Source organism: Pseudomonas sp. AU12215, from assembly GCF_001675465.2.
GTDB classification, from domain to species: Bacteria; Pseudomonadota; Gammaproteobacteria; order Pseudomonadales; family Pseudomonadaceae; genus Pseudomonas; species Pseudomonas nitroreducens.
On record NZ_MACM02000091.1, the window covers coordinates 1 to 5988 of the forward strand.

The window sequence follows — 5988 nt, forward strand, 5'->3', positions numbered from 1 at the left end:
GGCCGCAGCATTTCTTCAGCTTGCCGCCGGCACCGCAGGGGCAGGGGTCATTGCGCCCCAGCTTCATCGGCACGGTGGGGTCGAGGAAGTACCAGCGGCCGTCGCGCTGGACGAATCCCGAGCATTCGCGATGGCTGTGCTCGCCGCCGGCGTCGTGCCAGCGCGCGATGAAGGTCACCCGCGCGTGCTCCGGCTGGCCGCCGAGCACTTCATGGCTGACCACTTCCAAACCCAGCCAGGTGCTGCCCAGGCTCCAGGTACGGATCGCCTCCAGGTCCAGCCCCTGCTGCTGGGCCGGCAGCGTCGTGTCGCGCAGGTAATCCACCAGGCCCAGCGCGTAGGCGCTGTAGCGCGAGCGCATCAGCGCCTCTGCGGTGGGGGCCGCGACGCCGGCATGGAAGCGCCCGCAGCAGTCCGGTAATGGACGGCCGCTGCCGCAGGGGCAGGTCGGTTCGATCATGGTCACCACCAGTACTTGCCGAAGTTTTCCGGGTTGGCCCAGAACTTCGCGTTGAGCCAGTCCGGGACCTGTTTGTATTCGTGCAGATCGTAGGTGAACAGCGTGATCACCTGGGCGTCGCGCTGGAAGCGCTCGCTGGCCTGCATGGCCAGGGCGTAGAAGTCCGCATCCTGCGCCTGGGCGGCGTCGAGGTCGACCAGTACGGCCACGCGGCTGCTGTTGAGGTTGCGGATACCGCCCACCAGTTGCTGTGCCTCGCGGCGCGGCAAGTGCTCCAGGCAGTCGGCCAGCAGCGCCAGGTCGTAGCGCTGAGCGGCCAGCTCCGCTGGCAATGCGCCGGCATCGGCGTGGAACAGCTCGCAATCCGGATGCGCCGCGAGGAAGGCATCCACGGCCGGTATCTGGCTGGCGCCCACCAGCAGCAAGCGCTGTGGCGCGTAGCGGTCGAGCAGGGCGGCGAGGGCTTGTTGCGGCGTGCGTGTCGAAATCATCGGGCTCGTCAAAAGGCAAAAAATAATGAACGAAGACTAGCGTGTGACACCCATATGGCCTAGTGCTGGCGCATTCTGTCAGTCACGTCTTTACTCGGTAATTGTCGGTCAAGACCCGATCATTAGAGGAGACATAACTTTATGAGCATCACAAGGACCGCTTTACCCCTGCTGCTGGTAAGCACGTTGCTCACCGGTTGCGCAGGGCTGCAGAAGTCCGATTGGCCGACTTGCGCCGTGGTTGGCGGTGTCGGTGGCGCAGGTCTGGGTTCCATCGAAAGCAGCGCCTGGGCCGGTTGGGGAGCCCTGATCGGTGGCGTGCTGGGTGCGTCCTACTGCTGGGTACATGGCGCCGCCGAACAAGTGGCCGAGGTCCCGCCGCCTGCGCCGGCTCCTGAGCCTGCTCCGGCTCCGCTGCCCAAGGAAGAGACCATCGTGGTGCGTGACCTGCACTTCGCCTTCGACTCGTCGAAGATCGATGCGCAGGACAAGGACAAGCTCGACACCATCGCTACCCGCCTGAAAGGCGAGGCCGCGAGCACCGAGCTGAATATCGGCGGCCATACCGATAGCATCGGTACCGACGCCTACAACCAGAAACTGTCCGAGCGCCGCGCCAACGCCGTGTCCAACTACCTGGTCGATGCCGGCGTGCCTGCCAGCAGCATCAAGTCGGTGGTCGGTTATGGCGAGAGCCAGCCGGTCGCGGACAACAAGACCAAAGAAGGCCGCGCCGAGAACCGTCGCGTGGAGATCAAGATCACGCGTCAGTAAGTCGCTGTGATGTAGTCCGCAAAGGGGGCCTGGTGGCCCCCTTTGTCATTCCCGGTTGCCACTGGCATAGCCGGGAGCAGAGGCGTATGTTCCCCGGCAAAGAAAAAACCGGGGGCATTTCATGAAAGCGTTGTTGGGGCTGGGCAAGCTGATTGCCCTGTTGTTCTGGCTGGCGGTGCTGGCCAACCTGATCCAACCCTTCGCACATCCCTTCGCCCTGCTGCTCAATGCGGCCGGCGCGCTGATCCTGCTGATCCACATCCTCGAAGTCCTGGCGCTGCGCAAGCGTCTGCAGGGGCGCCCGCATCCGGGCATGGATCGCCTGCAGATCCTGCTGTTCGGCGTCTTTCATTTCGCGACCCTGCCGCAGCCGGCAGTGGCACAACCGGCACCCGCAAACGTAGAAGGAGATACCCATGCGTAAGTCGCTGCTGGGCCTGGCGCTGTTCGCCCCGTTGGCCTGTTCGGCTGCCGGCACCGTCTCGGTGGAAGCCAACACCGTGCTGCGTCTGCCGGTGAAGGGTGACAGCCTGAGCCTGGACCGTATCAGTGTCGGCCCGGAGGGCGCGCTGCTGATCCCGTCGCGGGTCAAGGAGCTGAAGATCGGCGAGCTGGACCTGGCGAAGAATGCGCGGATCGGCGTTTTCCCTGGCAATGATGCGCTGCAGATCGAAGTGCTGCACGGCAACCTCGCCGACGGCAGCGTGATCGCCGCGCAAGGTAGTTCCGGCAGCTTCGAGAAGCCCGCCAGCGGCGGCCGCAATCTGCTGCTGCGGCTGCAGGATGTGGCGGTGGAGAACCTGCTGATCGACGTCCGCGGCGGTGTCGGCGCACCGGGCTATGACGGACTGGACGGCGGCAGCGCACAGACTTCCGGCTGCCTGTGGGGCAGCGGCAAATCCGCCGGTGACGGGCAGGATGGCGCCGATGGCCAGACCGGCGCACCTGGCGGCGTGGTACGCCTGGAAGTGCCGGAGCAGTTCGACGTCGAGAAGGTCAAGGTACGTCTGGAAGGCGGTGCGGGCGGGGCGGGCGGCAAGCCCGGCAAGGCCGGGCCGCGCAGCGGCGAGAAGGGCTGCTGGTTCTATTCGGTGGCGGGCGAGAAGCCCGGCGCGGAAGGCCAGGGCGGTGCGGAAGGGGCGAAGGGCAGCGAAGGCCGCCTGGACGTGAAACGCTTCTGAACCCCTGGCTCGTTTCAACTGAAGGCCCGCCCGGCTAGCCAGGCGGGCCTTTTGTTTACCAGTGCGGGCGTGCTGCGACGAAGGCCACCAGCGCCATGCCGATCAGCAGGTTCAGGCCCACGGTCTTGCGGATCTTGCCCAGTGCGGCACCACCGGCTGGCCAGTCCTCGGCGCCCACCGCGCGGCGCAGTTCCGGCAACTGCAGCGCCTGGATGCGCAGGAACAGCGCGAGCATCGCGACATACAACCCCATCATTACCTGCACGTAGCGCGGCGCGCCGGCCATGCCGTTGAAGCTCAGGTGCAGCATGCCCACGCCGGTCACCGGCAGCAGGATCACCGCCGCCCACACCCAGCGGAAGAAGCGCGGGAAGACCTCCAGCCACAGCTTCAGCCGGGCCGGTGCCTCCAGCGCGGCGACGGCGGCCGGACGCAGCACCATCCAGGCGAAGAACATGCCGCCAACCCAGACCAGGGCGGCCAGGAGGTGCAGGGCATAGACGAAGGCAAAGGGTGTCATTCGGACGATCTCCGCTGGCGGTTGTGGTCGAGCGCGCTATCATAGCCGCCGATTCGAACCACTGAAAATTTATCCAGCATCCGGATGTGTCCACCAGGGCGCTGCCGGAGCCCGGGAAGTCCATGCTCAGCACCGAACTCAAGGCCACGATCCAGGGCGCCTACTCGCGCTTCCTCGAGGCCAAGGAACTCAAGCCGCGCTACGGCCAGCGCCTGATGATCGCCGAAGTCGCCAAGGTCCTGGGGACCATCGCCAGCGACGAGGAAGGCCATCGCCTGGGCGATGCCGCCGTGGTCGCCGTGGAAGCCGGCACCGGCACCGGCAAGACCGTCGCCTACAGCCTCGCCGCCATCGCCTGCGCCAAGGCCGCGGGCAAGCGCCTGGTGGTCGCCACCGCCACCGTCGCCCTGCAGGAGCAGATCGTCCACAAGGACCTGCCCGACCTGTTGCGCAACTCCGGCCTGTCGTTCAGCTTCGCCCTGGCCAAGGGGCGCGGGCGCTACATGTGCCTGTCCAAGCTCGACCACCTGCTGCAGGAAGGCCAGGCGCAGAGCGCCACCGCCCAGCTGTTCGAGGAGGAAGGCTTCCGCATCGACGTGGACGAGACCTCCACCAAGCTGTTCAACCAGATGATCGAGCGCCTGGCCGGCAACCGCTGGGACGGCGACCGCGACTCCTGGCCCGAGGCCATCGAGGATGCGCAGTGGGCGCAGGTGACCACCGACCACAGCCAGTGCACCAACCGCCATTGCCCGAACTTCCAGCAGTGCGCCTTCTACAAGGCACGCGAAGGCATGACCAAGGTCGACGTGATCGTCACCAACCATGACCTGGTGCTGGCCGACCTGGCACTGGGCGGCGGCGCGATTCTGCCGGACCCGCGCGACACCCTCTACGTGTTCGACGAAGGCCACCACCTGCCGGACAAGGCCATCGGCCACTTCGCCCACTTCACCCGCCTGCGCGCCACCGCCGACTGGCTGGGCCAGGTGGAGAAGAACCTGACCAAGCTGCTGGCGCAGAACCCGCTGCCGGGCGACCTTGGCCGCCTGATCGAGCAGGTGCCGGAGCTGGCCCGAGAGCTGCGCACGCACCAGCAGTTCATGTTCACCGCCTGCGAAGAGGTCGGTGACTTCCGTGCCGGCGAGGACATGGAAGGCCGCGAGCGACCGCGCCATCGTTTCGAAGGCGGGGTGATCCCCGAGCACATCCGCGAGATGGGCATCGAACTGAAGAAGGGCTTCTCCAAGCTCACCGACCTCTTCACCCGCCTGACCGAGCTGCTCAAGGAGGCCATGGACGGGGAGGGCAGCGTCGGCATCGCCAGCCACCAGGCAGAAGAGTGGTACCCGCTGTTCGGCAGCCTGCTGTCCCGCGCCCAGGGCAACTGGGAATTGTGGACCGCCTTCACCAGCGAGGACCCGGAAGACAGCCCGCCCATGGCGCGCTGGCTGACCCTCGCCGAGAGCGGCACCTTCTACGACATCGAGGCCAACGCCAGCCCGATCCTCGCCGCCGAGACCCTGCGCCGCAACCTGTGGAATGTGGCCTACGGCGTGCTGGTGACCTCCGCGACCCTCACCGCTCTGGGTACCTTCGACCGCTACCGCATGCGCGCCGGCCTGCCTCGCGCGGCGGTCACTGCCGTGGTGCCGAGTCCGTTCCACCACGCCGATGCTGGCGTGTTGCGCGTGCCGGACCTGAAGGCCGACCCGCGCGATGCCGCCGCGCATACCGGCGCGATCATTCGCGAGTTGCCGGAGATAGTCGAAGGTTCGCGTGGTTCGCTGATCCTGTTCTCCTCGCGCAAGCAGATGCAGGAAGTCTTCGACGGCCTGGACCGCGACTGGCGCAAGCGCGTGCTGATCCAGGGCAACCTGTCCAAGCAGGAAACCCTGAACAAGCACCGCTCCCGCGTGGACGATGGCGAGCCGAGCGTGCTGTTCGGCCTGGCCAGCTTCTCCGAGGGAGTGGACCTGCCCGGCGCCTATTGCGAGCACGTGGTGATCGCCAAGATTCCCTTCGCCGTGCCGGACGATCCGGTGGAAGCGGCGCTGTCGGAATGGATCGAGGCGCGCGGCGGCAATCCCTTCATGGAGATCGCCGTGCCCGACGCCTCGCTGCGTCTGGTGCAGGCCTGCGGCCGGCTGCTGCGGACCGAGCAGGACCGCGGCACCATTACGCTGCTGGACCGTCGCGTCGTGACGCAACGCTACGGCAAGGCCATTCTTAATGCATTGCCGCCGTTCCGCCGCGAAATTGCTTGAGTGTGCGGGAGCGAGTTCCCGCGCTGGCTGTCAAACGATCGCCCGCCGTCCGGCGGGCGTGTTGCAAGGATTCGAATCCATGACTTCGATGCGTTGGCATCTGCCGTTGCTGCTCAGCCTGGCCATCGCCAGTGCCCCGGCCTGGTCGGCTGGCGGCAATGAAACCCTGGGCGGCCGCAAAAACTGAGTGCAACACCCGACCATTTCGGTAAGGTGTTGCCCCATGTCCTATCACGAACTCAGCGCCACAGAGCGCGTCACGATCCAGATCGGCCTGTGCAATGGCTTCAGCCAG

Annotated in this window: 8 protein-coding genes; 5 read left to right on the top strand and 3 right to left on the bottom strand. The window is 66.4% G+C overall.

Features of this window, described 5'->3' with window-relative positions; all coding sequences use genetic code 11:
• A partial coding sequence (locus A9513_RS14545) for a YchJ family protein (RefSeq protein ID WP_065085042.1) occupies positions 1-460 on the bottom strand: 460 nt, incomplete at its 3' end.
• 2 nt (positions 461-462) lie between these two features.
• The gene (locus A9513_RS14550) at positions 463-951 is read right to left on the bottom strand and encodes a DUF6231 family protein (RefSeq protein WP_037007296.1); all 489 of its coding nucleotides are present in this window, start codon (positions 949-951) and stop codon (positions 463-465) included.
• 141 nt (positions 952-1092) lie between these two features.
• Between A9513_RS14550 and A9513_RS14555 the strand changes: the two genes are divergently transcribed.
• From A9513_RS14555 to A9513_RS14565, 3 genes are all read left to right on the top strand, one after another.
• Positions 1093-1725, top strand: coding sequence for an OmpA family protein (locus tag A9513_RS14555; RefSeq protein ID WP_024765226.1), 633 nt, complete (start codon positions 1093-1095; stop codon positions 1723-1725).
• A gap of 121 nt (positions 1726-1846) precedes the next feature.
• The gene (locus tag A9513_RS14560; protein ID WP_024765225.1) at positions 1847-2149 is read left to right on the top strand and encodes a DUF1145 domain-containing protein; all 303 of its coding nucleotides are present in this window, start codon (positions 1847-1849) and stop codon (positions 2147-2149) included.
• Positions 2142-2906, top strand: a complete 765-nt coding sequence (locus A9513_RS14565) for a hypothetical protein (protein ID WP_065085043.1) — start codon at positions 2142-2144, stop codon at positions 2904-2906. Before A9513_RS14560 ends, A9513_RS14565 begins: the two co-directional genes overlap by 8 nt.
• A gap of 55 nt (positions 2907-2961) precedes the next feature.
• Here A9513_RS14565 and A9513_RS14570 read toward each other — a convergent pair whose 3' ends face one another.
• Positions 2962-3426, bottom strand: a complete 465-nt coding sequence (locus tag A9513_RS14570; RefSeq protein WP_024765224.1) for a CopD family protein — start codon at positions 3424-3426, stop codon at positions 2962-2964.
• Between the two features lie 122 nt (positions 3427-3548).
• Between A9513_RS14570 and dinG the strand changes: the two genes are divergently transcribed.
• Complete coding sequence (gene dinG, locus A9513_RS14575; protein ID WP_024765223.1) at positions 3549-5693, top strand: ATP-dependent DNA helicase DinG; 2145 nt, start codon at positions 3549-3551, stop codon at positions 5691-5693.
• Between the two features lie 223 nt (positions 5694-5916).
• The coding region (locus A9513_RS36720) for a helix-turn-helix domain-containing protein (RefSeq protein WP_141678416.1) at positions 5917-5988 on the top strand (72 nt) is incomplete at its 3' end.